This window comes from Defluviitalea phaphyphila (assembly GCF_001466305.1).
In the GTDB taxonomy this organism is placed as follows: domain Bacteria; phylum Bacillota; class Clostridia; order Lachnospirales; family Defluviitaleaceae; genus Defluviitalea_A; species Defluviitalea_A phaphyphila.
The window spans coordinates 1-3,083 of record NZ_JWID01000049.1 but is presented as its reverse complement, the minus strand read 5'-3'; the positions used below and the strand labels follow the sequence as shown (position 1 = coordinate 3,083).

At 20.1% G+C, this 3,083-nt stretch carries 2 protein-coding genes; both read right to left on the bottom strand.

From position 1 onward, the window contains the following. Window positions 1–1,186 precede the first annotated feature (1,186 nt). The gene (locus tag OM90_RS11945; protein WP_058487084.1) at window positions 1,187–2,089 is read right to left on the bottom strand and encodes a hypothetical protein; all 903 of its coding nucleotides are present in this window, start codon (window positions 2,087–2,089) and stop codon (window positions 1,187–1,189) included. A gap of 34 nt (window positions 2,090–2,123) precedes the next feature. Beyond that, window positions 2,124–2,291: a hypothetical protein gene (locus OM90_RS12900; protein WP_160323678.1), complete on the bottom strand. Its 168-nt coding sequence runs from the start codon at window positions 2,289–2,291 to the stop codon at window positions 2,124–2,126. Window positions 2,292–3,083 lie beyond the last annotated feature (792 nt).

The following is a 3,083-nucleotide window of genomic DNA, read 5'->3' as shown; positions in this document are numbered from 1 at the left end:
CTTAAGGCTAATTTTATACTTTAACACCTAAAATCAAGCATGATTTCTACTAAACATAAGTGTTGCATTTAATATTGCAATTTAGATATAAAAAATAACTTTTTTTATAAAGTTTAATATACTTGACATATTTATAAATTTTTTATAATATAATAAATATATAAGAAATTTTTAAGATCTCACTTAAAAGTGAGAATTAAAAAGAGGAGAGTCCAAGCCTTTATAAGTTGGAGCTTTAAAAAGAGGAGAGTCCAAGCCTTTAAGTTGGAACTTTAAAAAGAGGAGAGTCCAAGCCTTTAAGTTGGAGCTTTAAAAAGTATAAATTAAAAAACTATAATTTAAAAATAGTGGGAAAAGACCCACTATTTTTAATTTCTTATTTTTTCTTTTCAAATCCTCTCATTAAAATCATCACCTTAGTATTTAATTAGTTTACAAGACATATCTTTTAAAACTTTTAAATAAAAAACATGACTTATAAGGCTTTCTTAACCCTAATAAACCATGTTTTATGCAACTGCTTTATTTACTTCCTTTCAAACATTTGAAAAATAAAGAAGTTTATTTAAAGAATTTAGTAAATGATATGAAATATTTGGTGATATAACAATAGCTAATGCTATACTAAACCGGTTATTACATCATGCTACAGTTGAAAAATAACAGGTAAATCTTATAGAATTAAAGATAAAATATTTGATAATAATTCTAAAAATAATTAGTCAAAAGTGTTAAAAATTATTTTTGCAAAAATGTTAAAAAAGATATTGANAATATTTGATAATAATTCTAAAAATAATTAGTCAAAAGTGTTAAAAATTATTTTTGCAAAAATGTTAAAAAAGATATTGACATTAACATTGTACATTAATTTTTAATTTTAAAAACATATGTTAGATTATATATAAAATTTAATTTTCCCTAAACTTAGGCCATCGATTATAGCCTATTTTAGGATTATTTGAGTTGTAAAATCCTTTTCAATTAATTTACTACTGCACTACCAAAATAATTAATATTATCAGTTAAATCTTTTCCTATATAAATCTTTTCATTAGGATAAGTAATTTTATAAATTACTTTCATAATTTATAAACCTCCTAAAGTTATCTAGTTTTTGTAATATTTAATTAAATCTTTATACTTTAAAAACATATATTCCATATTATTCAATATTTTCTTATTGTTAAGCAAAATATGTAAAATAAATTTCTTTTAATCTCTTGTCTAAATTTTTCTCTATTATTTCTTCTTTTAATTTCTTGCTTATAGCTGCTTTAACATTATCAATCTTTAATATCTTTTCTAAAAATTTATTATTAAAACCTAATAACCAATTTATATCAAATTTTTCAAAATCAAATGTATTAGGTTCTATTATAAAATCAAACAAATCATAAAATCCCTTAAATTCACTGAATTGATCTATATTTATAAGTTTTTCATTATAAAATAAAGGAATAATATTTATAAGACTACTTACTACTTTACTTCTCCTTTTTATCAAAGAAGCAATTTCAGTAAATAATTTTTGTTCATATTTTTTATTCGGATTAATTATATTATTTATACATGCTTCAACATATACGCTCTGATTAAATGTTTTTGATAATTCATCTTTAATAAAATCTTTTATCTGTTTTTTTATTTCTTTGTTACTTACTTTAAATAGAGGAATAAATAATTTAATTATTATATCATTCTTATACCTTTTTAAAACATCATATGTGATAGAATCTATTAATTCCTCCAATGATTCATAAGATAAAAATCTATCTTTTTTATTTGATAAATTAAAAATGTTTGCTAAATTATTTATAAAATTAGTTCGAAAAATATCTTCTATTTCACGGACTCCTTTATTATTATTGTTTTTTATATTTAATAGTTTTTTTATAAAAACATTTATTAGATTATTAATAAAATCTAAATTAACTAAGTTCTTTTCAAACATTTTGATAAGAGTATAATCTAATGCTTTATATATTTCTAATTTTACATTTCCTTTTTCCAATAATATCAAAATATTATTAAAAAATTTATCTAATTTATTATCTGTCCAATTAAGCTTACTGGCTATAACAATCATATTACAAATTAAATTTGTTAAATGCCTTTTGTAATTAATAGAAATATAACTTTTTATATTCGATATATTTATACATTATAAATAAATCCAGTTTATTAAATTCATAATCTGGTATAGTATCGGCCATTTCCTTTGGAAACAACGAATTTTCTTCACTTATTTCTTCTTTTATTCTTTCTTTCTCTTTTGAGTATGTACTCAATAATGCTGATATATAATTAAAAATGAATATCCAAATTAACACTTACTATTAGCGATTTTTCATAGAAACTATCATTAAATTTTTTATTTAAATATAATCCTACTCTTTTTTCAAATTTATCAAAAGAAAATCTTGAAACAGCATTATTTTTATTTACACTTTGTAGATTTGAGTAATATTTTTAATTGTTTACGTCATTTTGTATTAATTTATTATTATATTTATATCTAATTCTATAATTTACCAGTTTAATCTTTTTACAATATGAACATTCGCCTTTATGACGGTTTATCATTTTTCCTTAAATAATTTATTACATACAGAATTAATAGTTTGACGTGGTTTTATTTTTAATAATTTTGATAAGCAATCATCACAGAGGGATTTATCTTGGTTATATAAATAATCTTTAATTATTTCACTATAATTCCTCATTCTATCGCTTCCTTATAGAAATATAAATTAAAATAATAATTATTTTAATATCACATTATTAATTTAATAATACCATAAATTTATATAGTTATATAAATTTTTAAATATGAAAACTATTTATCGTTTATCATAGAGTAATCTTATTTCTCCTCTTTTTAAAAACATAATAAAAACCATATAGAAGGCATTTCTTGCACCTTTTTCTATGGTTTTCTATAACAACTAAATTATTCACTAGAAATTTATTCACTCTTATTTCTTTTTTCTACTAAGTCTTTTATGTAAACAGATTCATATTCATTTGCTAATATGTCCATATATATTTCATCATATCTTTTTCCTGCTATTTGTGCTGCT